Annotated in this window: 24 protein-coding genes and 1 tRNA gene; 14 read left to right on the forward strand and 11 right to left on the reverse strand. The window is 65.1% G+C overall.

Going from position 1 to position 24,142, the window contains the following annotated elements; translation table 11 throughout:
• Window positions 1–178: 178 nt before the first annotated feature.
• Together L0D18_RS02320 and L0D18_RS02325 are read right to left on the reverse strand one after the other, a co-directional pair.
• Window positions 179–2,062 carry an acetate--CoA ligase gene (locus L0D18_RS02320; RefSeq protein WP_243027131.1) on the reverse strand — a complete coding sequence of 628 codons (1,884 nt, stop codon included), beginning with the start codon at window positions 2,060–2,062 and terminating at the stop codon, window positions 179–181.
• Window positions 2,040–4,574 carry an AMP-binding protein gene (locus L0D18_RS02325; RefSeq protein WP_243027132.1) on the reverse strand — a complete coding sequence of 845 codons (2,535 nt, stop codon included), beginning with the start codon at window positions 4,572–4,574 and terminating at the stop codon, window positions 2,040–2,042. The genes L0D18_RS02320 and L0D18_RS02325 overlap by 23 nt, the downstream gene beginning before the upstream one ends.
• A gap of 128 nt (window positions 4,575–4,702) precedes the next feature.
• Here L0D18_RS02325 and acs point away from each other — a divergent pair, with 128 nt between their 5' ends.
• A complete protein-coding gene (acs, locus tag L0D18_RS02330; protein ID WP_243027133.1) occupies window positions 4,703–6,649 on the forward strand; it encodes an acetate--CoA ligase in 1,947 nt (648 codons plus the stop codon).
• A 56-nt stretch (window positions 6,650–6,705) separates the two neighbouring features.
• Here the strand turns inward: acs and L0D18_RS02335 are convergent, their stop codons facing one another.
• The 3 genes from L0D18_RS02335 to L0D18_RS02345 are packed head-to-tail and all read right to left on the reverse strand — an operon-like array spanning window position 6,706 to window position 8,787.
• Entirely contained in the window at window positions 6,706–7,092 is a 387-nt protein-coding gene (locus tag L0D18_RS02335) for a nuclear transport factor 2 family protein (protein WP_243027134.1), read from the reverse strand.
• 3 nt (window positions 7,093–7,095) lie between these two features.
• Window positions 7,096–8,640: an acyl-CoA mutase large subunit family protein gene (locus L0D18_RS02340; RefSeq protein WP_243027136.1), complete on the reverse strand. Its 1,545-nt coding sequence runs from the start codon at window positions 8,638–8,640 to the stop codon at window positions 7,096–7,098.
• Window positions 8,641–8,649: 9 nt separating this feature from the next.
• Window positions 8,650–8,787, reverse strand: a complete 138-nt coding sequence (locus L0D18_RS02345) for a hypothetical protein (protein ID WP_243027138.1) — start codon at window positions 8,785–8,787, stop codon at window positions 8,650–8,652.
• A 104-nt stretch (window positions 8,788–8,891) separates the two neighbouring features.
• Between L0D18_RS02345 and L0D18_RS02350 the strand changes: the two genes are divergently transcribed.
• The 9 genes from L0D18_RS02350 to L0D18_RS02390 are packed head-to-tail and all read left to right on the forward strand — an operon-like array spanning window position 8,892 to window position 15,517.
• A complete protein-coding gene (locus L0D18_RS02350) occupies window positions 8,892–9,200 on the forward strand; it encodes a winged helix-turn-helix transcriptional regulator (protein WP_243027139.1) in 309 nt (102 codons plus the stop codon).
• Complete coding sequence (minD, locus tag L0D18_RS02355; protein ID WP_243027140.1) at window positions 9,197–10,000, forward strand: septum site-determining protein MinD; 804 nt, start codon at window positions 9,197–9,199, stop codon at window positions 9,998–10,000. The genes L0D18_RS02350 and minD overlap by 4 nt, the downstream gene beginning before the upstream one ends.
• Window positions 10,000–10,221 carry a cell division topological specificity factor MinE gene (gene minE / locus L0D18_RS02360; protein ID WP_243027142.1) on the forward strand — a complete coding sequence of 74 codons (222 nt, stop codon included), beginning with the start codon at window positions 10,000–10,002 and terminating at the stop codon, window positions 10,219–10,221. Before minD ends, minE begins: the two co-directional genes overlap by 1 nt.
• Window positions 10,222–10,227: 6 nt before the next feature.
• Window positions 10,228–11,307, forward strand: coding sequence for a rod shape-determining protein RodA (gene rodA, locus L0D18_RS02365; RefSeq protein WP_243027144.1), 1,080 nt, complete (start codon window positions 10,228–10,230; stop codon window positions 11,305–11,307).
• Between the two features lie 39 nt (window positions 11,308–11,346).
• Window positions 11,347–12,417 carry an ABC transporter ATP-binding protein gene (locus L0D18_RS02370; RefSeq protein ID WP_243027145.1) on the forward strand — a complete coding sequence of 357 codons (1,071 nt, stop codon included), beginning with the start codon at window positions 11,347–11,349 and terminating at the stop codon, window positions 12,415–12,417.
• Window positions 12,410–13,270, forward strand: a complete 861-nt coding sequence (locus L0D18_RS02375; RefSeq protein WP_243027146.1) for an ABC transporter permease — start codon at window positions 12,410–12,412, stop codon at window positions 13,268–13,270. Before L0D18_RS02370 ends, L0D18_RS02375 begins: the two co-directional genes overlap by 8 nt.
• Window positions 13,267–14,046 carry an ABC transporter permease gene (locus L0D18_RS02380; protein ID WP_243027148.1) on the forward strand — a complete coding sequence of 260 codons (780 nt, stop codon included), beginning with the start codon at window positions 13,267–13,269 and terminating at the stop codon, window positions 14,044–14,046. The genes L0D18_RS02375 and L0D18_RS02380 overlap by 4 nt, the downstream gene beginning before the upstream one ends.
• Window positions 14,043–15,101: a polyamine ABC transporter substrate-binding protein gene (locus tag L0D18_RS02385; protein ID WP_243027149.1), complete on the forward strand. Its 1,059-nt coding sequence runs from the start codon at window positions 14,043–14,045 to the stop codon at window positions 15,099–15,101. The genes L0D18_RS02380 and L0D18_RS02385 overlap by 4 nt, the downstream gene beginning before the upstream one ends.
• 35 nt (window positions 15,102–15,136) lie before the next feature.
• Window positions 15,137–15,517 (forward strand): c-type cytochrome, encoded by a 381-nt coding sequence (locus L0D18_RS02390; RefSeq protein ID WP_243027150.1) that lies wholly within the window; start codon window positions 15,137–15,139, stop codon window positions 15,515–15,517.
• Here L0D18_RS02390 and ilvD read toward each other — a convergent pair.
• From ilvD to leuC, 6 genes are read right to left on the reverse strand one after another with little or no spacing between them, the layout of a single operon-like run.
• On the reverse strand, window positions 15,514–17,181 hold the full coding sequence (gene ilvD, locus L0D18_RS02395; protein WP_243027152.1) for a dihydroxy-acid dehydratase: 1,668 nt from the start codon (window positions 17,179–17,181) through the stop codon (window positions 15,514–15,516). The two genes, L0D18_RS02390 and ilvD, sit on opposite strands and share 4 nt — an antisense overlap.
• Window positions 17,178–17,912 carry an SDR family NAD(P)-dependent oxidoreductase gene (locus L0D18_RS02400; RefSeq protein ID WP_243027154.1) on the reverse strand — a complete coding sequence of 245 codons (735 nt, stop codon included), beginning with the start codon at window positions 17,910–17,912 and terminating at the stop codon, window positions 17,178–17,180. The genes ilvD and L0D18_RS02400 overlap by 4 nt, the downstream gene beginning before the upstream one ends.
• On the reverse strand, window positions 17,909–18,448 hold the full coding sequence (locus L0D18_RS02405; protein ID WP_243027155.1) for a Uma2 family endonuclease: 540 nt from the start codon (window positions 18,446–18,448) through the stop codon (window positions 17,909–17,911). Before L0D18_RS02405 ends, L0D18_RS02400 begins: the two co-directional genes overlap by 4 nt.
• A 5-nt stretch (window positions 18,449–18,453) precedes the next feature.
• The gene (leuB, locus tag L0D18_RS02410) at window positions 18,454–19,491 is read right to left on the reverse strand and encodes a 3-isopropylmalate dehydrogenase (RefSeq protein WP_243027156.1); all 1,038 of its coding nucleotides are present in this window, start codon (window positions 19,489–19,491) and stop codon (window positions 18,454–18,456) included.
• Window positions 19,488–20,093: a 3-isopropylmalate dehydratase small subunit gene (leuD, locus tag L0D18_RS02415; protein ID WP_243027158.1), complete on the reverse strand. Its 606-nt coding sequence runs from the start codon at window positions 20,091–20,093 to the stop codon at window positions 19,488–19,490. The genes leuB and leuD overlap by 4 nt, the downstream gene beginning before the upstream one ends.
• 3 nt (window positions 20,094–20,096) lie before the next feature.
• A complete protein-coding gene (gene leuC, locus L0D18_RS02420) occupies window positions 20,097–21,509 on the reverse strand; it encodes a 3-isopropylmalate dehydratase large subunit (protein ID WP_243027160.1) in 1,413 nt (470 codons plus the stop codon).
• 169 nt (window positions 21,510–21,678) lie between these two features.
• Between leuC and L0D18_RS02425 the strand changes: the two genes are divergently transcribed.
• The 4 genes from L0D18_RS02425 to L0D18_RS02440 all read left to right on the forward strand — a co-directional run bounded on the left by L0D18_RS02425 (window position 21,679) and on the right by L0D18_RS02440 (window position 23,944).
• Window positions 21,679–22,050 carry a CCDC90 family protein gene (locus L0D18_RS02425; protein ID WP_243027161.1) on the forward strand — a complete coding sequence of 124 codons (372 nt, stop codon included), beginning with the start codon at window positions 21,679–21,681 and terminating at the stop codon, window positions 22,048–22,050.
• A 45-nt stretch (window positions 22,051–22,095) separates the two neighbouring features.
• Window positions 22,096–22,182 (forward strand) — tRNA-Leu (locus tag L0D18_RS02430).
• A 41-nt stretch (window positions 22,183–22,223) separates the two neighbouring features.
• Entirely contained in the window at window positions 22,224–23,237 is a 1,014-nt protein-coding gene (trpS, locus tag L0D18_RS02435) for a tryptophan--tRNA ligase (protein WP_243027162.1), read from the forward strand.
• On the forward strand, window positions 23,234–23,944 hold the full coding sequence (locus L0D18_RS02440; RefSeq protein WP_243027164.1) for a chromosome segregation protein ScpA: 711 nt from the start codon (window positions 23,234–23,236) through the stop codon (window positions 23,942–23,944). Before trpS ends, L0D18_RS02440 begins: the two co-directional genes overlap by 4 nt.
• The last annotated feature ends 198 nt before the right edge of the window (window positions 23,945–24,142 follow it).

Consider the following 24,142-nt stretch of genomic DNA (forward strand, 5'->3'; position numbering starts at 1 on the left):
CCCCCGCTAGGGAAGCGCTCTCTGCGCCCCTTTTTTGCCTCCCTCGCGGTTACGGGCAATCTTAGGGAAGGATGAGGGAGGTGTCAAGAAATCTAAACTTTGTGGGTATGCGCAAAAGCGTGGCTTTTCCGTAGGGAAAGGGGGGCTGGGGTATGCCCCAGCCCCCGGCAAAGTAGGGCTACTCCTCCAGCGTGGACAGATCCCCCGGGTCCTTGCCCAACTCCTGGGCCTTGAGGAGACGGCGCAGGATCTTGCCCGAGCGGGTTTTGGGAAGCTTGTCCAGGAAGACCACCTCTGAAGGGGTGGCGATGGGGCCCAGCTCCCGGCGCACGTGGGCGATGAGGCTCTCCTTGAGTTCCTCCGATGGCGTTTGGCCTAGGCGGAGTACCACGAAGGCCTTGATGGCCTCCCCCTTGAGGGGATCGGGGACTCCGATCACCGCCGCCTCGGCCACCGCCGGGTGGGAGACCAGGGCGCTTTCCACATCCGCGGTGCCGATGCGGTGCCCAGCCACGTTCAGGACGTCGTCCGCCCGGCCCAGGACGCTGAAGTACCCCTCCTCATCCCTGCTGGCCACGTCCCCGGCCACGTACACGTTCCCCGGCACCTCGCGCCAGTACTGGAGGTAGCGGTCGTGGTGGCCCCAGACGGTGCGCATCATGTGGGGGAAGGGGCGCTTCAACACCAGAAGCCCCCCTTGCCCCGGGGGAACGGGTTTCCCCTCCTCGTCCACCACCTCCGCCTCCACCCCCGGCAAGGCCACCCCGGCGAAGCCCGGCTTGGCGGGGAGGACCAGGGGGGTGCCCAGGGTAGGCCCACCCAGCTCCGTCTGCCACCAGTTGTCGGCCACGAAGCCCCGCCTTCCCTCGTCCGCCAGATGCTGGTAAGCCCAGCGCAGGGCCTCGGGGTTTAGGGGCTCCCCGGCCACGGCGATGAGGCGCAAGGAGGAGAGGTCGTACTTTCCTGGCCATTCGGGGCCGAACTTCATGAAGAGCCTTACCGCGGTGGGGGCGGTGAACATCACGTTCACCCGATAGCGCTCCACCACCTGCCAGAAGGCCCCGGGGTCGGGATAGTCGGGGGCGCCTTCCCGGAGGACGCTGGTGATGCCTTCCAAAAGGGGGGCGTAGACGATGTAGGAATGCCCCACGATCCAGCCGATATCGCTGGTGGCCCAGAAGAGGTCCTGGTCCTTAACGTCAAAGAAGGTGCGCAGGTGGTAGGTGGTGCCCACCATGTACCCCCCGTGCACGTGCACCACCCCTTTGGGTTTTCCGGTGGAGCCGGAGGTGTAAAGGATGAAAAGGGGATGCTCCGCGTCCACCATCGCCGCCCGGGCCTCGGGGGGGTTTCCCCAAAGGAGTTCCTGGAAGTCGTGGTGCCCTTCCGGAAGCTCGGTCTGGAAGGCCCTCTGGAACCAGACCACCTTCAGCGGCAGGTCCTTGATGGCCTCCTCCACGATGGAGCGGAGGTCCACCCCCTTGCCTCGGCGGAAGCTCACATCCCCGGCGATGAGGAGTTTGGCGCCGGCGTCCAGGATGCGCTCCCTTAAGGCGCTCACCCCAAGCCCGGCGTAGACCACGCTGTGGATGGCCCCCAAATAGGCGGTGGCCAGCATGGCCACGATGCCCTCCAGGGTCAGGGGCATGTAGATCACCACCCGGTCGCCCTTCTCCACCCCCAGGCGCTTTAGCCCCGTGGCCAGCCGGCGCACCCGGTCCAGGAGTTCCCCGTAGGTGAGCTTTTCTTCGCGACCATCCTCGGCCAGGTAAAGGAGGGCCACCTTGTTCCTGAGGCCCCTTTCCACGTTGCGTTCTAAAGCGTTGTAGACCGCATTGGTGGTGCCTCCCAAAAACCAGCGGTGCTCGGGGAGGTCCCACTCCAGGGCCTTTTGGAAGGGTGTTTCCCAGTAAAACCGACCGGCCCATCCTCCCCAGAAACCCTCGGGGTCCTCGAGGCTACGCCGGTACTCTTCAAAAAAGTTCTGGAGATTCGCCTTCCGGCGCACCTCCTCCGGGGCCCAAAGCCGCTCTTCTGCCTTAAGAAGCTTTTGTACCGCCATACTCCTCCTCCAAAACCGATACATCCCCCGGTTCCAACCCCAAAAGCTCCGCCTTTAAAAGGCGCCTCAGGATCTTCCCGCTTCGGGTCCGGGGCAAGCGCTCCGTGAAAAGGATCCGGGGTGGGGGCACGGGGCCCAGGTGCCTTAGGAGGTGGGCCTTGAGCTTTTCTGCCAAGAGGGCCTTAAGTTCCTCCGGCACCTCCTTCCTGGGTACCACGAAGACCACGATCTCCTCCCCCTCTTCCCCGGGTATGCCGATGGCGGCAGCCTCCGCCACCTGGGGGTGGGTGAGGGCGGCCGCCTCCACCTCCGCGGTGCCCAGCCTGGCCTCCCCCGCCTTGATGACCTCCTCCGAGCGGCCCAGGATGCGGAAGTAGCCTTCCTCGTCCCAGGTGGCCAGGTCCCCGGTCCAAAAGAGTTCCCCTTTCCATGGGCTTTCCCCTCCCAGGAGGTCTACCATGTGGGCCGGGCCAGTGCGGAGAAGGACCAGGTGCCCCTTGGCCCCAGGGGGCAGGACCCGACCTTCGCCATCCACCACCCGGGCCTCCACCCCCGGTAGCGGCACCCCCACGAAGCCCGGCTTGGCGGGAAGGGTTAGGGGGGTGGCCAGGGCCGGGGCTCCCAGTTCCGTCTGCCACCAGTTGTCCAGGGGCCAGGCCAGGTTCTCCCGGGTCCAGCGCCACACCTCCGGGGCCAGGGCTTCCCCCACGCTGCCCACCAGGCGCAAGGAGGTGGGCCGGGCCTCCCCGTGGCGGCGCAGGGTGCGGAGCACCGTGGGGGAGGTGAGGAGCACGTCCACCCCTAGGCGCTTTAGCCGCTCGTAAAAGGCGGCGGGGCTGGGGTGGTCGGGCCGGTCCTCCACCAGGAGGCTGGTGCCCCCTAGGAAAAGGGGCGCGTAGAGGCCGAAGGAATGCCCCACCACCCAGAAGAGGTCAGCGGTGGTATGGAAGACCTCCCCTGGCTTCAGGTCAAAGAGGTAGCGCAAGGCCCATCCCACGCCCACCATGTACCCCCCGTGGCCGTGGACCACGCCCTTGGGCTTTCCGGTGGAACCTGAGGTGTAGAGGATGAAAAGGGGGTGTTGGGCAGGGACGGCTACGGCCTCCACGGGTTTTCCCTCCGAGGCCCGTTCCAAAAACTCCGTGGTGCCCCGGGTATGCCAGAGCACCGGCAGCTCCAGGCCGGAAAGGGCGGCCTCCACCACGGGTCTTAAGGGGATGAGCTGGCCCCGGCGGAAGTAGCCGTCGGCGGCGACAAGCATCCGGGCCTGGCTTTGCAAAAGCCGCTCCCTAAGGGCCTCTGGGCCCAGGCCTACAGGCAGGGCCACGTGGATGGCCCCTATCCGGGCCAGGGCAAGAAGGCTTAGGGCCGCTTCCGCGCCGGTGGGCAGGTAGAGGGCCACCCGGTCACCCCGCCTCACGCCCAGGGCCTGGAAGACCCCGGCTAGGCGGCTGGAAAGGTCTAAGAGCTCCCAGTAGGTCCACTTGGCCAACTGCCCTTCCCCGTTCAGGGTGAGGAGGGCCACCTGCTGGGCCTTAGCGGGCAGGTGCCGGTCCAAGGCGTTGAGGGCGGCATTGGTGTGCCCGCCCAGAAACCAGCGCCGGCTTTCCGGATCCCAGGCCTTTTTCCAGGGAGTTTCCCAAAAAAACTCCCGGGCGAAGCCCCCGAAGAAGGCCTCGGGGTCCTCGAGGCCCGCCCGGTAAGCGGCGGCATAGTCCCGTAGGTTGGCCTCTTCCTTAAGGGGGCGTGGGGGCTCCACCACCTCCACCAGGGGGACGGGTTCCAAGGGGGGAGGGGCTAGGCTCGGAGGCTCGGGGGGGCGCAGGTGGGCGGAAACCTGGGCCACCTCGGAAAGGGCGCGGGCCAGGCGGCCGAAGGCAAAGGGAAAACGCCTGGCGGGCACCACCACTCCCAGGGCCCCTAGAAGCCCGCCCTCGGGTCCAAAAAGGGGGGCGGCCAGGGCGGAAAGCCCTAGGGCGTACTCCTCCATTTCCGCTGCCAGCCCCGATTCCCGGATGCGGGCGAGTTCCGCCTCGAGGGCCAAGGGGTCGGTCAGGGTGTAGGGGGTTTTGGGGCGCAAAGGGGGCAAGGGCAAGGCCCCGTAGGCCAAGAGGACCTTGCCCAAGGCCAGGGCATGGACCTCCTCCGGCAGGGTGTCCCCTAAGGGGTGGGGTTGCCCCTGCCGTCCCCGGGTCTTGAGCCGGACCCCTTCCGGGGTCAGGAGGGCCAGGTAACACCGTTCCCGGGTGCGCAGGTAGAGCTCCTCCAGGGCTTCCTCCAAAGGGGTGGTTTCCACCCGCAAGGGTTTGGTCTGGCCCAACCGGTACCCGCGTTCCGTTTTCACGGCGAAGCCTTCCTCCGCCAGGCTGTTCAGGAGAGCGTAGGCGGTGGAGAGGCTTTTCCCCAGGAGGCGGGCCACCTCCTTCACCTCCACCCCTTCTGGGTGCTCGGCCAGGTAGGCCAGGATGCGCAAGGCCGCTTGGACCGTGGAGAGGCTTCTCTTCCTGGCCATTTACGCTTATGTTGGGCAAACCGAGACCCGCCTGTCAAGAAAAGGGGGGTTTGGCAAATGGTGAAAAACCCCCCTTTTCTTGACCCCGCCCTGGGGCCAGCCTATCCTTAAAGGCCAAGGGAGGGTATATGGACCGGATAGAGGGCGTTCTCAAGGAGGAGCGGGTCTTTTACCCCAGCGAGGCCTTCCGGCAACAGGCCCACATAAGGAGCGAGGAGGAGTACCAGCGCCTGTATGAGGAGAGCCTAAAGGACCCTGAGGGTTTTTGGGGACGGGTGGCCTCGGAGCTCCACTGGTTTGAACCCTGGCAGAAGGTTCTGGAGGGGGACCTGCCCCATGCCAAGTGGTTCGTGGGCGGCAAGACCAACCTTTCCTATAACGCCCTGGACCGCCATGTAAAGACCTGGCGTCGCAACAAGGCGGCCCTTATCTGGGAAGGGGAGCCGGGGGAGGAAAGGGTTTTGACCTACCACGACCTCTGGCGGGAGGTGCAGAAGTTCGCCAACGTGCTGAAACGCCTAGGGGTCAAGAAAGGAGACCGGGTCACCATCTACCTGCCCATGATCCCCGAGGCCGCCATCGCCATGCTGGCCTGCACCCGCATCGGGGCGGTCCACTCCGTGGTCTTCGGTGGCTTCTCCAGCGGGGCCTTGGCCGACCGCATCAAGGATGCCGAGGCCAAGGTGCTCATCACCGCCGATGGCGGTTACCGCCGAGGCCAGATCGTCCCCCTCAAGCAGAATGCGGACGAAGCCCTTAGGGAAGTTTCCAGCGTGGAGCACGTGGTGGTGGTGCGCCGCACGGGGGAGGAGGTGCCCTGGACCCCAGGCCGGGACCACTGGTGGCACGAGCTCATGGAGGCGGCCTCAGACCGGGCCGAGGCCGAGCCCATGGAGGCGGAGGAGCCCCTTTTCATCCTCTACACCTCGGGTTCCACGGGCAAGCCCAAGGGGGTCCTCCACACCCTGGGCGGGTACATGACCTATGTCTACCTCACCACCAAGCTGGTCTTTGACCTGAAGGACGAGGACCTGTACTGGTGCACCGCCGATGTGGGCTGGATCACCGGCCACTCCTACGTGGTCTACGGGCCCCTCTTGAACGGGGCCACCACGGTGATGTACGAGGGGGCCCCCAACTGGCCCGAGCCCGACCGCTTCTGGCAGATCGTGGACAAGTACGGGGTGAACATCCTCTATACCGCCCCCACCGCCATCCGGGCCTTCATGAAATGGGGGGAAGGCTGGCCCCTTAGGCACCGGTTGGACTCCCTGCGCCTTTTGGGTACCGTGGGGGAGCCCATCAACCCCGAGGCCTGGCTTTGGTACTACCAGGTGATCGGCAAGGGACGCTGCCCCATCGTGGACACCTGGTGGCAGACGGAGACCGGGGGCATCATGATCTCCACCCTGCCCGGGGTCCATCCCATGAAGCCCGGGCATGCGGGGAAGCCTTTCTTTGGAGTAAGCCCAGAGATTTTGGATTCCCACCACCAGCCGGTGGAGAAACCCGATGAGGGCGGGCATCTTTGCATCACCCGCCCTTGGCCCAGCATGCTGCGCACCGTCTGGGGGGACCCGGAGCGCTTCCTGCAACAGTACTTCAGCCAGCACCCGGGCAGCTACTTCACCGGGGATGGGGCTAGGCGGGATAAGGAGGGGTACTACCTCATCCTGGGCCGGGTGGATGACGTCCTGAACGTGGCCGGGCACCGCCTAGGCACCATGGAGATCGAGTCCGCTTTGGTCTCCCACCCCGCGGTGGCCGAGGCGGCGGTGGTGGGCCGGCCCGACCCCTTGAAGGGGGAGGCCATCGTGGCCTTCGTGACCCTGAAGGAGGGGCACGCTCCCTCCGAGGCCTTGCGGGACGAGCTCAAGGCCCACGTGGCCAAGGTGATCGGGCCCATCGCCCGCCCCGACGAGGTGCGCTTCACCGAGGCCCTGCCCAAGACCCGCTCCGGCAAGATCATGCGCCGCCTCTTAAGGCAGATCGCCGCCGGGGAGAAGGAGATCAAGGGGGATACCTCCACCCTCGAGGACCGCTCCGTGGTGGAGCGCCTCAAGGAAGGGGCCTAGCCTCCCCCCTGTCCAAGGGCCGGGTATACCCGGCCCTTGGGGCTCAGGTGGGGACGCTACTGGGCCGGGCTCTTGTGCACGTGCACCACCTTCCAGCCCTCGGGGAAGCGCACGGCCACCCGGCTTTCGTTCACCGCCCGGTGCCTTAGGCCTCCTTCCTCCTCCACGGTAAGCAGCAGGGTGTAGCTGAAGATGGCCACGTCCCCGTAGCGCTGCAGGCGCCTTTCCAAAAGGTCCAGGCGGTAGGGCTTGCCTCCCGTAGCCCAGCGGCGCTCGGTCATGTAAAGGTGGAAGGGAAGCCCGTCCAACCGGTGCGGGGTCACGAACCACTCGTATAGGGAAAGCTCCTCATGGGTGGTGGCCCGGTAGCCCTCGGGGTCTCCTTGGTAGATGCTCTCAAGATGCCTCTCCAGAAACTGCCAAAGTTCCGCCTCGCCCTCCACGGTTCACCTCCCCGGCTGGTACTCCCCCCACTCCTCCCTTAGCACCCCGCAGACCTCCCCCAGGGTGGCCCGGCGGCGGAAGGCTTCCAGCACGTAGGGGAATAGGTTCTCGCTTCCTTTTGCCGCACGGCGCAGGTTTTCCAGGCCGATCCGCACGCTTTCCCCGTCCCGCTGGGCCTTGAATGCGGCCAGTTCCCGCTTGCGCCTCTCGTGGAGCGCGGGGTCTATGCGCTGCACGGGGGTGGGCTCGTTGAGGGGGCTTTGGGGATCGGCGAAGCGGTTCACCCCCACGATGATGCGCCGGCCTTCCTCCACCTCCTTCTGGAACCGCCAGGCGGACTCCTCTATGGCCCGCTGGAAGTACCCGGCTTCCACCGCCGCCACCGCCCCCCCCAGGGCGTCGATCTCCCGGATGAGCCTTTCCGCCTCGGCCTCCAGCTGGTCCGTGAGGTGCTCCACGTAGAAGCTCCCTCCCAGGGGGTCTATGGCCCGGGTGACCCCGCTTTCGTAGGCCAGGATCTGCTGGGTGCGCAAGGCCAAAAGGGCGCTTTTCTCCGTGGGCAGGCCCAGGGCCTCGTCGTAGGCGTTGGTGTGGAGGCTCTGCGTGCCGCCCAAGACCGCGGCCAGGGCCTGGTAGGCGGTGCGCACCACGTTGTTTAGGGGCTCTTGGGCGGTAAGGGTGGAGCCCCCGGTCTGGGTGTGGAAGCGGAGGGCCCAGCTTCTCGGGTCCTGGGCCTTAAACTCCTCCCGCATGATGCGGGCCCAAAGCCTCCTGGCCGCCCGGAACTTGGCGGCTTCTTCAAAGATGTCCCCGTGGGCCGCGAAAAAGAAGGAGAGCCGGGGGGCGAACTCGTCCACCCTAAGGCCCCGGTCTAAGGCCGCCTTCACGTAGGCCTTGCCGTCCGCCAGGGTGAAGGCGATCTCCTGGGCGGCGGTGGAGCCAGCTTCCCGGATGTGGTAGCCGGAGATGGAAATGGTGTTGAAACGGGGAACGTGCCGGGCGCAGAACTCAAAGATATCCGTTACCAGACGCATGGAAGGCCCCGGGGGGTAGATGTAGGTGCCCCGGGCGAAGTACTCCTTGAGGATGTCGTTTTGCACGGTGCCGGAGACCTTTTCCCAGGGGACCCCTTGTTCCTCCGCCACCAGGAGGTAAAGGGCCAGGAGCATCATGGCGGGGGCGTTGATGGTCATGCTGGTGGAAACCTGGTCCAGGGGGATGCCCGTAAAGAGCTTTTTCATGTCTTCCAGGGTGGCGATGGACACCCCTACCCACCCCACCTCCCCCACGCTCATGGGGTGGTCGGGGTCTAGGCCCAGCTGGGTGGGCAGGTCAAAGGCCACGCTTAGGCCTGTCTGGCCCTGGGAAAGTAGGTATCGGTAGCGGGCATTGGACTCCTCGGCGGTGGAGAAGCCCGCATACTGGCGCATGGTCCAAAGCCTGTCCAGGTACATCCGCGGGTAGATGCCCCGGGTGTAGGGATACTCCCCGGGGCGGCCCAGCTTTTCCCGGTAACCCTCCGGCAGGGACTCAAAGAGGCCTTCCATGCCCTAGTTTTACAGGAAAATCCGCACCAGGAAAAGGAAGAGAAAAAGGGCACCTAGGATCAGGAGAAGGGGCGGCAGGAGCAGGCTATACGTGGCCAGCACCAGGGCCAGGAAGTCCTTCCAGTCGGGTTTCGTTTCCCCTCTCATCCCCTTTTTAGCCTACACCTTGGGGGTTCAAGGGCCCAGGGATGGGGGTGGGGGCCAAGGCTTTACCTGTGGATAGCTATGCCTTCTTTTGCTAGCATTGGGCCATGGCCCTCTCCAAGAACACCCGGAAGGTGCTTAAGGTGCTGGCCCGGCGCGGAGCCCCCGAGGTGCTTTTGGCCCTAAGCCGCGGTACCTCCCGCTTTTCCGATTTGGGCACCCACCTGGGCCTTTCCCCCCGCACCCTGGCGGAGCGGCTTCGGGAGCTCCACCTCCTGGGGTTCGTCCAGCGGCAGGCCTACGCGGAGGTGCCGCCCCGGGTAGAATATGTCCTGACCCCGCGGGGTAAGCGGGTTTTGGAATTTTTGGACGCATTGGACGAGATATTGGAGGCCGTGCAGGAGGGCAAAAGGTGAAAGCGAAAGCCGTTGTGGTGACTTCGGGCAAAGGGGGGGTGGGGAAGACCACCACCACCGCCAACTTAGGGATGGCCTTGGCCAAACTGGGGGAGAAGGTGGCGGTGGTGGATGTGGACGTGGGCCTCAGGAACCTGGATGTGGTCATGGGCCTCGAGGGGCGGGTGGTCTTTGACCTCATTGACGTCCTGGAGGGCAAGGCCAAGGTACGGCAGGCTTTGATCCGGGACAAGCGCGTGGAGAACCTCTTCCTCCTTCCCGCCTCCCAGACGAGGGACAAGGAGGCCCTGGATCCCGGCCGCTTCAAGGAGCTCGTCCAATATCTCCTCCAAGAGGAGGGCTTTGACCGGGTGCTCATCGACTCTCCCGCCGGCATTGAGAAGGGCTTCCAGACCGCCGCCACCCCCGCGGAAGGGGCCTTGGTGGTGGTGAACCCCGAGGTCAGCAGCGTGCGGGATGCCGACCGCATCATCGGCCTCCTGGAGGCCCGGGAGATCCGGGAAAACTTCCTGGTCATCAACCGCCTGAGGCCAAAGATGGTGGCCCGGGGGGATATGCTTTCCGTGGAGGACGTGGTGGAGATCCTGGGCCTTAAGCCCATCGGCATCATCCCCGAGGACGAGCAGGTCCTCGTCTCCACCAACCAGGGGGAACCCTTGGTCCTCAAGGGGACAAGCCCCGCCGCCCAGGCTTACATGGACACCGCCCGCCGCATCCTTGGAGAGGAGGTTCCCTTCCGCAGCCTGGAGGATAGCCAGGGGCTGTTGTCGGTGATCCGGCGGCTCTTCGGAGGTCGCTGATGTGGTGGCGCAGGCGGAGCAAGGATAAGGCCAAGGAGCGGCTCAAGCTGGTCCTGGCCTACGACCGGGCCAAGCTTTCCCCGGGCCTGGTGGAGAACCTGAAGCGGGACCTTTTGGAGGTGTTGCGCCGTTACTTCCCCGCCCAGGATGAGGGGCTTAGCGTGGCCTTGGAGGAACGGGGCGAGCGGGTGGTTTTGATTGCGGACATCCCGTTAAAGTAGGGGCTTATGGTCCTAAGGCGCCCCAACCTCCTGGCCTACGATTGGGGGCTGATCCTCCTGGCCCTCACCCTCTCCGCCCTGGGGATGGTTAACTTACGTAGCGCATCCCCCGATCCCAGCCTTCTTTCCCGGCAACTTTTGGCTTTGTTGCTTGGCCTCCTCCTGGCCGTGGGGGTACAGTTCCTCTCCCGGCGCACGGTGTTCGCCTTGGCCTACCCCTTGTATGCCCTTTCCCTACTCCTTTTGGCGTTGGTCTTGGGCTTGGGCCGGGAGATCAACGGGGCCAAGGCCTGGTTCGTGCTGGGGCCCGTGCAGTTCCAGCCCCTGGAGCTGGCCAAGCTGGGCCTCATCCTGGCCTTGGCCCGGCTTTTGGAGTCGCGGGAGGTGCGCCGGGTGTGGGACTACTTCCTGCCGGGCCTGTTGACGGCTCCCGTGCTGGCCCTCCTCCTCCTGCAGCCGGACCTGGGGGGTAGCCTGGTGGTCCTTTTTGGCGCCTTCACCGTGCTCTTCGTGCGGGGGTTGCCCTGGAAGCACATCTTGGTGGGCTTTCTCGCCCTGGTTCTCCTGGTGCCCACCGTGGTCTGGCCGAACCTCAAGCCCTACCAGCGGGAGCGGGTCCTCATCGTTTTGGATCCCTACCGGGACCCCCTGGGCCAGGGCTTCCAGGTGATCCAGTCCACCATCGCCATCGGCTCGGGAGGGCTTTTCGGCAAGGGGTATGGCCAGGGCACCCAGACCCAGCTGGGCTTTGTCCCCTTTCGCCACACGGACTTCGTCTTCGCCGTGTGGGCCGAGGAGTGGGGGTTTGTGGGGGTGGCGGCCTTATTGGCCCTTTATGGGCTTCTTCTCCTGCGTATCCTGGGTGTGGCCCTGGAGTGCCCCCGCCTATCCGACCGCCTCTTTGTCGCCGGGGTGGGGGGGATGCTGGGCTTCCAAGTGGTGGTGAACCTGGGGGTGGCCCTGGGGATGATGCCGGTAACGGGCCTAACCTTGCCTCTTTTCTCTTATGGGGGCTCCAGCCTGGTGGCCACGCTTTTCTCCTTGGGCTTGATCCTCCTGGTGCACCGGGACCGGGCGGTGCCTTGAGGCTTGTACCCGAGGCCCTGGGACCCTAAACTGGGCCCCGTGGCCGGGGAAGCGCTGGTACGCCTTTTGGGGGTGCGGAAGGCTTACGGGAAGGTGGTAGCCCTGGATGGCGTGGACCTCGAGGTGCAAAAGGGCGAGTTCTTTAGCCTCCTGGGGCCCTCGGGTTGCGGGAAGACCACCCTGTTGCGGCTTTTGGCCGGGTTTGATACCCCGGATGCCGGCCGCATAGAGATCGCAGGCCGGGACGTCTCCCGGGTTCCCCCCTACGACCGGCCCGTGAACACCGTCTTCCAGAACTACGCCCTCTTCCCCCACATGACCGTGGAGGGGAACGTGGCCTTCGGCCTGCGCATGAAGGGCCTGCCTTCCGAGGCCATCCGCAAGAAGGTGGCCTGGGCCTTGGAGCTGGTGGACCTTTTGGGCCTGGAAGGGCGCTATCCCCGGGAGCTATCGGGAGGGCAAAAGCAGCGGGTGGCCCTGGCCCGGGCCCTGGTGCTGGAACCCCAGGTGCTCCTTCTGGACGAACCCCTTTCCGCCTTGGACCTAAAGCTCCGCCAGGAGCTCCGGGTGGAGCTCATGCAGCTTCAGCGGAGGCTCGGCACCACCTTCATCTTCGTCACCCACGATCAGGAAGAGGCCTTGGTCATGTCCGACCGCATTGCGGTGATGCGCTCGGGCAGGATTGAGCAGGTGGGCTTGCCCGACGAGGTCTATGAAAGGCCCAAAAACCGCTTCGTGGCGGATTTCCTGGGCCGCTCCAACCTCCTCCCCGCCAGGCCCCACCCCCAAGGGGCCGAAACCCCCTTGGGGGTGTTGCGCCTAAGGGAGCCCCTTTCCCGGGAGGCCCATCTGGTGATCCGCCCGGAGAAGATAAGGCTTTACCCGGTGGGAAATGGGGTGGTGGAGCGGCAGAACCTGGTGCGGGCCAGGGTGGAGGAGATCGTCTACACGGGGGCGGAAAACCAGTACTACCTGCGAGCCGGGGAGGTGCGGCTCCTGGCCTACACCCTAAACCAGGACTTGCAGGAACCAGGGGCGGAGGAGTTCGCCTACGGGGAGGAGGTTCTTTGCTATCTACCCCCGGAGAACCTGGTGGTGCTCCATGAATGAGGCGGCTACCCCCTGGCAGCGGTTTTTGCGGGTCCTGGTGACGGTGGGCCCCGGGGGGACTTGGCTCCTGCTCTTTGTCCTCATCCCCACCCTTTTGGTGCTCTTGGCCTCCTTCCTCACCCGGGGGCCTTATGGCGAACTTACGGGGCCTTGGGGGTTGCATAACTACGTCCGGCTGGTGCAGCCCGTCTACCTCGAGGCCTTTGCCCAAAGCCTTTTGGTGGGCGTTCTGGCCACCCTCCTTTCTGCCCTCATGGGCTATCCCCTGGCCTTCTACATCGCCCGCCATCCCCGGCGGGACCTCCTCCTCTTCCTCCTCCTTTTGCCCTTTCTCACCAACTTCCTCATCCGGGTCTACGCCTGGCTGGTCCTCCTGCAGCGGGAGGGGCTGGTCAACGCCTTTTTGGGGGCCTTCGGCCTGGGGCCTTTTACCTTCTACCCCTCCTTTTTTGCGGTTCTCCTGGCCACGGTCTACACCTTTTTGCCCTTTTTCGTCCTGCCGGTCTACGCCAGCGTGGAACGCTTGGACTGGCAGCTTCTGGAGGCGGCCTACGACCTGGGGGCCAAGCCTTTTAGGGCCTTCCTGCACGCGGTTCTGCCCCAGACCTACCCTGGGCTTTTTGCGGGAAGTGTGCTGGTTTTCATCCCCGCCATGGGCACCTTCGTGGTGGCGGACCTCTTGGGGGCAGGCAGGGTGGTCTTGATCGGCAACCTCATCCAGCAACAGTTTGGCCTTACCCGGGACTGGGCCTTTGGGGCGGCCCTTAGCGTCTTCCTCATGGGGTTTGTGCTCCTGGCCCTTTACCTTTACGCCCGGCTTCGGGGGGAAAGGGGGTTGGACGAGCTGGTATGAAGAGGCTCCTTTCCCTCCACGCCCTCTTGGTCTACCTCTTCCTTTACCTGCCCATCCTGGTCATCGTGGCCCTTTCCTTCAACGAGAGCCGCCGAGGAGTGCGCTTCACCGGCTTCACCCTGGACTGGTACCGGGCCCTATTCCAAGACCCGCGGGTCTTGGAATATTTTCTGAACACCCTCACCGTGGCCTTTGTGTCCACCTTGGTGGCCACCCTTTTGGGGACGCTTTTGGCGGTGGGGCTCGTGCGCTACCGCTTTCCCGGCAAGGGGTTTTTCCGCTACCTCCTTTACGTTCCCGTGGTGGTGCCCGATGTGGTCATGGGGGTTTCCCTCCTCCTCCTTTTCGCCTTGGCCCGGGAGCTTTTGGGCTTTCCCCGGCTATCCCTCCTGACGGTGATCCTGGGCCACATTACCTTCCAGGTGGCCTTCGTGACCCTGGTGGTGCGCTCGAGGCTCCTTCTCCTGGACCCGGCCCTGGAGGAGGCGGCCCGCGACCTGGGGGCCCGGGGGTGGCAGACCTTTTGGCACGTGACCCTGCCCCTGGCCTGGCCGGGGGTGGCGGCGGGGGCCCTTTTGGCCCTTACCCTTTCCCTGGACGACTTTGTGGTCACCTTCTTTACCGCCGGACCCGGGGCCACCACCCTGCCCCTTTATATTTATTCCAGTGTAAAGCTGGGAGTAAGCCCTAAGGTCCACGCCCTTTCCACCTTGATCATCGGCCTTAGCGCCTTCTTTCTGGCCTTGGGGTATGCTGTAAGCCGGAGGCGGGTATGAGGCGGTTTTCCATCCTTTTGTTGGTGCTCATCCTGGTGGGCTCGGGGTTTTACCTCCTGCGGCCAAAGACAGGGGCCGGGGCAGAAGGGACCCTTTATTTCCTCAACTGGGCGGATTACATCCCAGAGGAGCTCCTCAGGAAGTTTGAGGCAGAAACCGGGGCCAAGGTGGTGCTGGACACCTTTGAGTCCCCCGAGGCCATGCTGGCCAAGCTGAAGGCGGGGGCGGACCGGGAGTTTTCCCTGGTGGTGGCCCCCGACTACTACGTGCTCCAGATGGCCCGGGAGGGCCTCCTCGCCCCCCTGGAGAAGGAACGGTTGAAGAACCTGGCCAACCTGGACCCCTTTTTCCTGGACCCGCCCTACGACCCTGGCCAGCAGTACTCCGTGCCCTACCTCTGGGGCACCACGGGCCTGGCCTACCGGGAGGATTTGGTAAAGGGCCCTGTGGACTCCTACGCCGTCCTCTTTGAGCCGGCCCGGCAGGTGGGGCCTTTCCTCCTCCTGGACGAGATGCGGGAGACCATCGGGGCGGCCTTGAAGTACTTGGGCTACTCGGTGAACACCACCGACCCCGAGGCTCTAGAGAAGGCCAAGGGGCTTCTCCTCGAGGCCAAGCGCCGCTCCGTGGGCTTCGCTGGAGGGGTGGAGGCCTTGAACCGCATCCTGGGCGGGGATGCGGCGGTGGCCCTCGCCTATTCCGGGGATGTCCTCCAGGCCAGGCAGGAGGACGAAAGGCTCCGCTACGCCATCCCCAAGGAGGGGGGCACCCTCTGGACCGACGCCCTGGTGGTCCTGAAGCGGGGTCCGGCCCAGGACCTGGCCTACCGCTTCATAGACTTTCTCTTGGAGCCTCAAAACGCCGCCACCTTGGCCGAATACACCCGCTATGCCACCCCGGTGGCCATGGCCCTTCCCCTGCTCCCTGAGGAGATGCGCCAGGACCCCACGGTGTTTCCTCCGGAGGAGGTGCGGGAAAAGCTTGAGTTCCTTAAGGACCTAGGGCCGGATATCGTCCTTTACGACCGGGTCTGGACCGAGGTGAAGGCTCGCTAAAGACGGCCCGTCTTCCCGTGGGCTATACTGCCCTCATGAGGAAACTTCTCCTTCTTCTCCTTTTGGGCCAAGGCCTGGCCTGGGCCCAAGGAGCGGAAGGGCTATGGGCCAAAACCTGCGCTGTCTGCCACGGGGATAAGGCCCAAGGGGTAAAGCCTTACCCCGGCCTCCAGGGGGCGGCCCCCTTCTTCGCCACCCCGGAGGGTAGGCGGTACCTGGTGCTGGCGGTCCTCTACGGCAAAAAGGGGGAGGCAGGGCTTATGCCTGGCTTCGCCCAGCTCAAGGATGAGGAGCTGGCCGCCCTTTTGAACCACCTAAGGGCCCTTCTCCAGGCCAAGGGGGAGGCCTTTACGGCGGAGGAGATCCGCCGGGAGCGGGGCCTAAACCTCACTCCCGACAAGGTGAAGCGCCCTTAAAGGGGGTCTTCCAGGACCGCCCCTTCATCCGCCTGCCGCACCAGGGCGGCATAACGGGCGAAAACCCCGTGGGTGAAGGCGGGAGGCCGGGGTTGCCAGCGCTCCTGGCGTTTCTTTAGTTCCTCTTCAGGAAGGAGGACCTCCAGAAGGCGCCTTTCCACGTCAATGCGTACCCTATCTCCCTCCTGCAACAGGGCGATGGGGCCTCCCACGAAAGCCTCGGGGGCCACGTGGCCGATCATCAGCCCCCTTGTGCCCCCGGAGAAGCGGCCATCGGTGAGGAGGGCCACCTCAGGGCCCAGGCCTTCCCCCACCAAGGCGCTGGTGACGGAGAGCATCTCCGGCATGCCGGGAGCCCCCTTGGGCCCCACGTAACGGATCACCACCACGTCCCCGGGGCGGATCTCCTTGCCCAGGACCTTTTCCATGGCGGCCTCCTCGGAGTCAAAGACCCGGGCCGGTCCTTCAAAATAGGTCCGCTCGGTGCCGGCCAGCTTTAATACCGCTCCCCTGGGTGCCAGGTTGCCCCTTAGCACCACCAGGCCCCCTTGGGGCTTCAAGGCCTTTTCCACGGGGAAGACCACCTTCTGCCCCTCCGCCTCCCGGTAGGCCCGCTCCACCTCCTCGGCCAGGGTGTTGCCGGTGAGGGTCCTTTCGTCCCCATAGAGAAGCCCCGCCTCCAGGAGCTTTTTAAAGACCAAGGCGGTGCCCCCAGCCTCGTGGAGCTCCCAGGCGGTGTAGGTGCCCCAGGGGAGGAGGTCAGCGATCACCGGGGTCTTGCGGGAAACCTGGTCAAAGTCGTCCAAGGAAAGCTCCACCCCCGCCTCCTTGGCGATGGCCAGGAGGTGGAGGACGGCGTTGGTGCTTCCTCCCGTGGCGGCCACGGCGGCGATGGCGTTGAGGAAGCTCCTCCTGGTGAGGAAGTCTTTGGGCTTCCAGTCCCGCTCTAGGGCCTGGGCCAGGATGCGGCCCGCTTCCCGGGTGGCCCTGGGCTTTTCCGGGTGCACGGCGGGGATGGCGTTGTAGCCCACGGGGGAGAGGCCCAGGGCCTCGAGGGCCATGGCCATGGTGTTGGCGGTGTACTGGCCCCCGCAGGCCCCGGGGCCGGGGATGGCCCGGCGTTCTATTTCCAGAAGTTCCTGGTCGTCTATCTTCCCTGCGGCCCGCTGTCCTACCGCCTCAAACACCGAGACAATGGTGAGCTTCCTTCCCCGCCACTCGCCCGGAGCGATGGTGCCCCCGTAGAGGACCATCCCCGGAACCCCACTCCGGATCACCCCCATGGCCCCTCCGGGGATGGTTTTGTCGCAGGCGGAAAGGACCACCATGCCGTCATAGAGGTAGCCCTGGGCCACCAGTTCCACGCTGTCGGCGATAACCTCCCGGCTTACGAGGCTGGCCCGCATCCCGGGGGTGCCCATGCTGATGCCGTCGGAGATGGCGGGGGCCCCGAACTCAAAGGGGAAGACCCCGGCCTCCCGAAGCCCGGCCTTCACGTCCAGGGCCAGCTGGCGGAGGTGGTAGTTGCAGGGCATGCCGTCGGTGAAGGTGTTCACCACCCCCACGAAGGGCCTAGAAAAGTCCTCGTCCCCCACGCCCACCGCCCGGAGCATGGAACGGGCGGGGGCTTGCTGCAAGCCTTTCTTGATGCGGTCCGATTTCATGCGTCCCTCCAGGAAACCATCCTTCCATGGTACTGCCGCGGCCTTTGGAGAAGGCGCACCAGGGCCTCTGCCGCCCTTTCTGGGGTGAGGAGGAGGCCTTCCTCCTTGTACCCGCGGAAAACCTGATGCAGCACCGGGGCGGCGCTTCCCTGGGCCTCGCGGGCCTGGCGTTGCATATCGGTCTCCACCACCCCGGGCCGGTAGACGAAGCAGGTGATCTCGGGCACCTCCGCAGCCAGCTGCTTGGCCAGGTGCTCCTCGGCGGCCTTGGCCACGGCATAGGCCCCGATGCCGGGGAGGTTAGACTCCGCCGCCCCGGAGCCCACGTAGACCGCTACCCCCTCTCCCCGTGGCCGCAGAAGGGGGTAGGCGAAGCGGGCCAGCTGGTACCCGGCGATGAGGTTGGCCTCGAGGACCTCCATGAAGAGGGCTTCGGCGAGCTCGTATACCAAGGGCCCGGGGTGCAGGACTCCGGCGTTGTGGATGTAGCCGTAAAAGCCTCCCAATGCCTCCGCCTTTCTCACCAGCTCCTCGGCCACCTGGGCCTTCCCGGCGCTCCCCGCCACCGCCTCTGCCCTTGCCCCCAGGGCCCGCACCTCCTCGGCCACCTCCATTAAGGGCTTCTCCGAGCGGGCGTTTAGGACCAAATCGTACCCCGCCTGGGCCAGCTCCAGGGCCAAAGCCCGGCCGATGCCCCGGCTGGCCCCGGTGAGGATCAGGGTCCTTCTCATAGGAGCTCCTCCGCGGGGATCTCCACCCCCATGAAGGCCAGGGTCTCGCCCGCCCCCAGGGTCCTCACCTCCTTGTAGCCTCCTTCTCCCGGCCCCCTATGCACCAAGACCCTTCCCCCTTCCAGGTCCACCACCCAGACCTCCGGGACCCCCGCCTTGGCGTAGAGGGGGACCTTCACCCCTAGGTCGTAGGGCAAGGAGGTCTCCGCCACCTCCACCAAAAGGAGGGCGTCTTGGGCTTCTGGGATCCGGTCCCGGTAGAAGTCTTCCCGGTAGGCGAGGAGGACCAGGTCGGGTTGGAGTTCGCTTTCCTGGGAAAGCCGCAAGGGGTCTTGAACCTGCAGGAGGGCTTTTCTCGCCTGTTGCAGGGGGAAGAGAAGGTCCAAAAGGCGTTTGACCGCGGCCATATGGCGCTTGCCCACAGGGCTCATGTTCACGATCTCCCCTTCCAGGAGTTCCACCCGGGCGTCCTCGGGGAGGATGCCGGCCTCCGCCATGCGGTGGAAGTCTTCGGCGCTGAAACGGTAGCGGAGCATTTTCCCTATTTTAGCCGGCGGAGCACCTCCTGGGTGAAGGCCTCCGTGCCCACCTGGCCCCCCAGGTCCGGAGGGGGCGCCTCGAGGAGGGCCCGGGCCACGGCCCCTTCCACCTGACGGGCCAGCTCCACCAGGCCGAAGGCGTGCTCCAGCATCATGGCTGCGGAGAGGATGGCGGCGGTGGGGTTGGCGATGCCCTTGCCGGCGATGTCGGGGGCGGAGCCATGGACGGGCTCAAACACCGGGGTGCCCCGGCCCAAGGAGGCGGAAGGCAGAAGCCCCAAGGAGCCAGGAAGCACCGAGGCCAGGTCGGAGAGGATGTCCCCGAAGATGTTCCCCGTCACCACCACGTCAAAGCGGGCCGGGTTTTTCACCAGGTGCATGGCCATGGCGTCCACGTACTGGTGTTCCAGGGAAACCTCCGGGTAGCCCTGGTGGACCTCCGCCACCGTCTTGCGCCAGAACTCCCCCACCTCCAGCACGTTGGCCTTGTCCACGCTGGTCACGTGCCGCCTTCGCTTCTGGGCCGCTTTAAAGGCCACCTGGGCCACCCGTTCCACCTCGAGCTTGCTGTAGCGTTCCGTGTTCCAGGCCTCGGCCTCCGACATCCCCCGGGGCTCCCCGAAGTAGATGCCCCCGGTGAGTTCCCGCACGATGAGGACATCCACCCCCCGGGCGATCTCCTCCTTGAGGGGGGAAAGCCTTTCCAGCCCAGGGAAGACCTTGGCCGGGCGCAGGTTAGCGAAGAGGTCTTGGCTTTTCCTCAGGGCCAGAAGCCCGGTTTCCGGGCGGATTTTGCGGGGGAGGTTATCCCACCTGGGTCCCCCCACGCTTCCCAAAAGCACCGCTTGGGCCGCCTCCACCCCCCTTTGCGTGGCCTCGGGAAAGGGCTCGCCCAGCTGGTCTATGGCGGCCCCCCCAAAGGGGTAAACCTGGTAGGTGAGGCCCAGCCCATGGGCTTCGTCCAGGGCCTTAAGGACCTTTAGGGCGGCCTCGGTCACCTCGGGGCCGATGCCGTCGCCCGGCAGGACCGCTACCCTCATTCCGACCTCCTGGGGTAGGGAAGGCGGCGGTCAAACTGGTCCAGAAGCTCCCCCGCCTGGAGAAGCTCCCCGATGGGGTCCCAAAGGCCTTCCACCAAGGCCTCCCGCGCCGCCTCGGGGATGAAAAGGGGGGCGGTGCGCCCGCCAAAGCGCACCTCCTTACCCACCAGGTCCACCTCCACCTCGAGAGTTGGATTCTCCTCCACCGCCTGGAAGAGGATCGCCAGGTCCTCAGGGGCCAGGGTCACGCAGGGGAGACCAATGGCCGTGGCGTTGCCGAAGAAGATCTCGGCGAAACTCTCCCCGATGATGGCCCTAAACCCCGCCCGCTTGATGGCCTGGGGGGCGTGCTCCCGGCTACTTCCGGAACCGAAGCCCGCCTCCACCAAGAGGATGTTGGCCCCTTGGTAACGGGGGTCGTTGAGGGGATGGGGCTTAGGGTTCCCCTTCTCGTCAAAACGCTCATCGTAGAAGAGGTACTTCCCAAGCCCCTCAAAGGTGAGGACCTTCATGAAACGGGCGGGGATGATGCGGTCCGTGTCTATATCCTCGCCCCTTAAGGGCACCGCCCGGCCGCGGATCTCCGTGAACTTCTCCAGCATGGCCTACCTCCCAATCCCAAAGACTTCCCGAGCGTCGGCGATCTCGCCCGTCACCGCCGCCGCCGCCACCATGAGGGGGCTCATGAGCACCGTGCGCCCCTTGGGGCTTCCCATCCTTCCCTTGTAGTTGCGGTTGGAGGAGCTGGCCGCAAGCTCATCCCCTTCCAAACGGTCCGGATTCATGGCCAGGCACATGGAACACCCTGGATTCCGCCACTCAAACCCCGCTTCCCGGAAGATTTCGGCGATGCCCTCCTCTTCCGCCTTCCTGGCCACCCACTCCGAGCCCGGCACCACCAAGGCCCTTACCCCCTTCCTCACCTTGTGGCCCTTGAGGAAGCGGGCCACCTCGCGGAGGTCGGAAAGCCTGGCGTTGGTGCAACTGCCGATGAAGGCCACCTGCACGGGCACCCCTTTGATGGGCTGCCCCGGCCTGAGGCCCATATAGGCCAAGGCCTCCTCGGCCAAGGGCCGCTCCTCAGGGGAAAGCTCCTCCAGAAGGGGAATGCGGCCATCAATGGGTACGGCCTGCCCTGGGTTGATGCCCCAAGTCACCGTGGGGGGGATCTCCTCTGCCCGGAAGGTGACCACGTCATCATAGGTGGCATCGGGGTCGGAGGCCATGGCCCGCCAGCGCCTTTTGGCCTCCTCCCACTCTGCGCCCTTGGGGCTATAGGGGCGGCCCTCCAGGTAGGCGAAGGTGGTTTCGTCCGGGTTTACATACCCGATCCGGGCCCCACCTTCAATGGACATGTTGCAAAGGGTCATGCGGCTTTCCATGTCCATGGCCTCCACCGTGCTTCCCCCATACTCGTAGGCGTAGCCCAGTCCCCCCTTTACCCCCAGGTGGCGGATGATGTGCAGGATCACGTCCTTGGCGTAGACCCCGGGAGCCAGCTTCCCTTCCACGTTGATGCGCCGCACCTTGAGCTTCTGGGCGGCCAGGGTCTGGGTGGCCAGGACGTCCCGCACCTGGCTGGTGCCGATGCCAAAGGCCACCGCCCCGAAGGCCCCGTGGGTGGAGGTGTGGGAGTCCCCACAGGCGATGGTCATCCCCGGCTGGGTCAGGCCCAGCTGGGGGCCGATCACGTGGACGATGCCCTGGTTCCCGCTTCCCAGGTCAAAGAAGGTGACCCCGTGCTCCTTGGTATTTTGCCTTAAGGCCTCCAGCATGCTCTGGGCCAGGGGGTCCTGGAAGGGCTCCGTGCGGTCGTGGGTGGGGACGATGTGGTCCACGGTGGCGAAGGTGCGGTGGGGGTAGCGCACCTTAAGGCCCAGGTCCCTAAGCATGCCAAAGGCCTGGGGACTGGTCACCTCGTGGAGGAGGTGGAGATCAATGAAAAGCTGGCTTTGCCCGCTTTTTAGCTTTCGCACCTCGTGGGCTTCCCAAACCTTCTCGTAAAGCGTTTTTCCCATGCTCCCTCCCTTTATGAAAATCCCCCGGGATTTTGGCCCGGGGGAAGGCAACAGGGCTTCCCTAGGCCGGGCCTGCCCGGCCTAGGTCTAGCAGGAAACCCCGCCGCATTGCCCTATAGCCTAACCCCCTTTTGCCTTGGGGTCAAGGGTTGTGCTAGCCTAAGGACAGATGACCACGGAGGAGCGGCTTTACAAGCTGGAAGGGATTGTGGAAGGCGTGATGGCCACCCTTCCCGAGCGCATATCTTCCCTCGAGGTGCGGATTGACCTCCTCCGCAAGGAGCTCAAGGAAGACATAAATTCTTTGCGGCAGGAGTTCAAGGCCGATGTGGCGGCCTTAGAGGGCAGGCTCCAGGAGCAGATGACCTCTTTGCGCCAGGAGCTCAAGGCCGATATGGCTTCTTTGCGCCAGGAACTCAAGGGGGATATGGCCGCCTTGCGCCAGGAGCTTAAAGCAGACATCAATACCGCCCTAAACCGCCTCATGCTTTACTTCAGCGCCCTGGCGGTCATCCTGGCCCTCCTCACCCTTTGGCGCTAGGGCTTGACGGGAAAAGGGGCCTTCCGTACAATGACCCTTGCGTCTGCCGGGGTGGCGGAATTGGTAGACGCGCACGATTCAGGGTCGTGTGTCCTCGCGGACGTGCGGGTTCAAGTCCCGCCCCCGGCACCAAAAGGCCCCGCTTAGGCGGGGTTTTTGCTATTCTTAAGGCCATGACGCGGGTTCTTTCCGGCATCCAGCCCTCGGGGGAGATCCACATCGGCAACTACCTGGGGGCCATCAAGCAGTGGGTGGAGCTCGGGGAAAGGCTGGGTCAGGAGGCCCTTTTTTGCATCGTGGACTACCACGCCCTCACCAACCCCCTGGCCTACGACCCCAGCACCCTGGCCCGGCGCACCTTTGAGGCGGCCCTGGTCAACATGGCCGCGGGGCTTAACCCGGAAAAAGTGACCCTCTTCGTCCAGTCCCATGTCCCTGAGCACACGGAGCTCTCCTGGGTCTTCACCACCATCACCCCCTTGGGGGACCTTACCCGCATGACCCAGTTCAAGGACAAGGCCGCCAAGCAGGAGGCGGTCTGGAGCGGGCTTCTCATGTACCCCGTGCTCCAGGCGGCGGATATCCTCATCTACAAGGCGGATACCGTCCCGGTGGGGGAGGACCAGGTGCAGCACATTGAGCTCACCCGGGAGATCGCCCGTCGCTTCAACGCCCTTTTTGGGGACACCTTCCCCGAGCCCCAGGCCCTTTTGAACCCCGAGGCCCCCCGGGTGCCGGGCATTGACGGCAAGGCCAAGATGAGCAAATCCCTGGGAAACACCATCGGCCTTTTGGAGGACGAGGGGAGCATCTGGGAGAAGATCCGCCACCTCCCCGATGATCCCCAGCGCATCCGCCTCTCCGACCCCGGAGACCCGGGGCGGACCGTGGTCTTCACCTACCTGTCCTACTTCGCCCCCAAGGAGCTGGTGGAGGCCTTAAAGGAGGAGTACCGGAAAGCGGGGATCGGCACCCTGACGGTAAAGAAGATCCTCTTTGAGGAGATGATGAAGGCCCTGAGGCCCATCCGGGAGCGGGCCGAGGCCCTCAAGAAGGACCCCGACTACGTGATGGACGCCCTCTTGGAGGGGGCCAAGCGGGCCCGGGCCCTGGCCCAGGCCACCATGGCGGAGGTGCGGGAGAAGGTGGGCCTTCTCCTTCCCACCAGGCGCCCGGTGTACCGGTGATCCGGCTGGAGTTCCCCGGTTTTTCCGGCACCCCTTGGGAGCTCCGGGAGGCCCTCAGGCGGGGCCGCCTTTCCCCCAGGGCCATACCCCTTCTCCTTGTGGTGGAGCAGGCCTTGGCCCAGGTTCCCGAGGACCTGAGGCCAAGGAGCGAGCTCCTTCCCATCCTGGCGGAGCTTTTGCTGCTGAAGCTTTCCCCACAAAAGGCCCTGGTTCCCAAGGAGGAAGGGGAGGAAGCCCCTTTGGTGCAGGCGCTTTTGGACCTTTCCGAGACCGTGGCCTTTTTGCAGAAACGGCTTGAGAAGCGTTCCCGGCTCATCCCCGTCTCCCCGCCCCCCCTTCCCAAGCCCGCCCTCCGCCTTCCCCCAAGGGCCTTGGCGGAGGCGGCAAGGCCCTTTAGAAGGGCGGTGTTGGCCCTAAGCCCAAAGCCCTTTGGCCTCATGGAGGCCTGGGCCCGGCTTCGGGGTTTCCTGAGGGGCCGAACCCCTTTCCACCGCCTTCCCCTAAGGGGCTGGGGGGAGCGGGCCATAGGCTTTGCCGCCCTCTTGGAGGCCTCCCGCCTGGGGTGGGTGCGGCTTAGCCAGGAGGGAAACTTTGGGCCCCTGTGGGTGGAAAGGGGCTTGGAGGATCAGGAAGAGGGGTTGGTGTCCAGCCCGTTCCCGGGGCCTTGTGTTAAGGGGAACCTCCCTCCAGTAGGGCCCTGGTCCTAGGGGATAGAAGGGAATCCTGGGTCAAGCGGGTTTGCTCCTAGGTGTCATCTAGTTTAGGGGAGATATAGGCCGAGCGGCACAAGCTTTTAGAAGGCGCGCCTTAGGGCGAGGTGAAGCGAAGGAGGAGAGGGTAGGGGTTCCCTGCCCAGGATGATTTGTATGATGGTGCGGAGCTGGGGAAGGAGTGTTAGCAGATCA

It is taken from the genome of Thermus albus, from assembly GCF_022760855.1.
GTDB classification, from domain to species: domain Bacteria; phylum Deinococcota; class Deinococci; order Deinococcales; family Thermaceae; genus Thermus; species Thermus albus.

Bases quoted from the DNA above. Each gene is read 5' to 3' on its own strand.
- minE (WP_243027142.1), top strand. From the start codon at position 10,000: ATGTGGTGGCGCAGGCGGAGCAAGGATAAGGCCAAGGAGCGGCTCAAG.
- leuC (WP_243027160.1), bottom strand. From the start codon at position 21,509: ATGGGAAAAACGCTTTACGAGAAGGTTTGGGAAGCCCACGAGGTGCGA.
- L0D18_RS02325 (WP_243027132.1), bottom strand. From the start codon at position 4,574: ATGGCCAGGAAGAGAAGCCTCTCCACGGTCCAAGCGGCCTTGCGCATC.
- L0D18_RS02380 (WP_243027148.1), top strand. From the start codon at position 13,267: ATGAAGAGGCTCCTTTCCCTCCACGCCCTCTTGGTCTACCTCTTCCTT.
- L0D18_RS02390 (WP_243027150.1), top strand. From the start codon at position 15,137: ATGAGGAAACTTCTCCTTCTTCTCCTTTTGGGCCAAGGCCTGGCCTGG.
- leuD (WP_243027158.1), bottom strand. From the start codon at position 20,093: ATGCTGGAGAAGTTCACGGAGATCCGCGGCCGGGCGGTGCCCTTAAGG.
- L0D18_RS02340 (WP_243027136.1), bottom strand. From the start codon at position 8,640: ATGGAAGGCCTCTTTGAGTCCCTGCCGGAGGGTTACCGGGAAAAGCTG.
- ilvD (WP_243027152.1), bottom strand. From the start codon at position 17,181: ATGAAATCGGACCGCATCAAGAAAGGCTTGCAGCAAGCCCCCGCCCGT.
- acs (WP_243027133.1), top strand. From the start codon at position 4,703: ATGGACCGGATAGAGGGCGTTCTCAAGGAGGAGCGGGTCTTTTACCCC.
- L0D18_RS02400 (WP_243027154.1), bottom strand. From the start codon at position 17,912: ATGAGAAGGACCCTGATCCTCACCGGGGCCAGCCGGGGCATCGGCCGG.
- L0D18_RS02405 (WP_243027155.1), bottom strand. From the start codon at position 18,448: ATGCTCCGCTACCGTTTCAGCGCCGAAGACTTCCACCGCATGGCGGAG.
- L0D18_RS02385 (WP_243027149.1), top strand. From the start codon at position 14,043: ATGAGGCGGTTTTCCATCCTTTTGTTGGTGCTCATCCTGGTGGGCTCG.
- leuB (WP_243027156.1), bottom strand. From the start codon at position 19,491: ATGAGGGTAGCGGTCCTGCCGGGCGACGGCATCGGCCCCGAGGTGACC.
- L0D18_RS02320 (WP_243027131.1), bottom strand. From the start codon at position 2,062: ATGGCGGTACAAAAGCTTCTTAAGGCAGAAGAGCGGCTTTGGGCCCCG.
- trpS (WP_243027162.1), top strand. From the start codon at position 22,224: ATGACGCGGGTTCTTTCCGGCATCCAGCCCTCGGGGGAGATCCACATC.
- L0D18_RS02375 (WP_243027146.1), top strand. From the start codon at position 12,410: ATGAATGAGGCGGCTACCCCCTGGCAGCGGTTTTTGCGGGTCCTGGTG.
- L0D18_RS02425 (WP_243027161.1), top strand. From the start codon at position 21,679: ATGACCACGGAGGAGCGGCTTTACAAGCTGGAAGGGATTGTGGAAGGC.
- L0D18_RS02350 (WP_243027139.1), top strand. From the start codon at position 8,892: ATGGCCCTCTCCAAGAACACCCGGAAGGTGCTTAAGGTGCTGGCCCGG.
- rodA (WP_243027144.1), top strand. From the start codon at position 10,228: ATGGTCCTAAGGCGCCCCAACCTCCTGGCCTACGATTGGGGGCTGATC.
- L0D18_RS02345 (WP_243027138.1), bottom strand. From the start codon at position 8,787: ATGAGAGGGGAAACGAAACCCGACTGGAAGGACTTCCTGGCCCTGGTG.